Source organism: Megasphaera hominis (genome assembly GCF_014269395.1).
Taxonomy (GTDB): Bacteria; Bacillota; Negativicutes; order Veillonellales; family Megasphaeraceae; genus Megasphaera; species Megasphaera hominis.
Genome location: NZ_JACOGK010000084.1, coordinates 1 through 529 on the forward strand (window position 1 = coordinate 1; position 529 = coordinate 529).

1 protein-coding gene is annotated in these 529 nt (G+C 43.3%); it reads right to left on the reverse strand.

Translation table 11 applies throughout. The features are described 5' to 3' along the window. Window positions 1–166 precede the first annotated feature (166 nt). The coding region (locus H8J70_RS12425; RefSeq protein WP_186504600.1) for an integrase core domain-containing protein at window positions 167–529 on the reverse strand (363 nt) is incomplete at its 5' end.

The window sequence follows — 529 nt, forward strand, 5'->3', positions numbered from 1 at the left end:
AGGCAGTCCTTCCACTTGGCAAGTATCATTTAGCCAGCCAGATTATATCCGGTTTTGGCTTATGCCTCAATGATAAACCGTTGACGCGGATGCCTTCGGCATTCATTGACCCATAAGCCAAAACCGGAAAAACTGCAATTAGGCCAAATGAAAAAGCTATAAAGGCTTAGTCCTTTTCGGGTGCATACATTTCCCGATATTGTACGGGTGTGAGATATCCTAGCGCATAGGCCGGGCGCTCTTCGTTGAAGAACCGAATATACTGTTCAACTTGTCTATCAATGTCTTTGTTATGCGTAATATGGAAATCTACGAATAGTTCTTCCTTAATCCAGCCATTGATGGACTCCATCGAAGCATTATCTGTAGGAGTGCCGGCTCGTGACATAGAATGCGTAATATTATACATAGGCAAAAGTTCGTTGTACGCTTTTGAAGCATAGACAGAACCCTGGTCACTATGAAGGATGAGCTTTTGATCCGGGTATTGCTTTTTGAACTCGATGACGTCATGCAATCCATTGAGGTA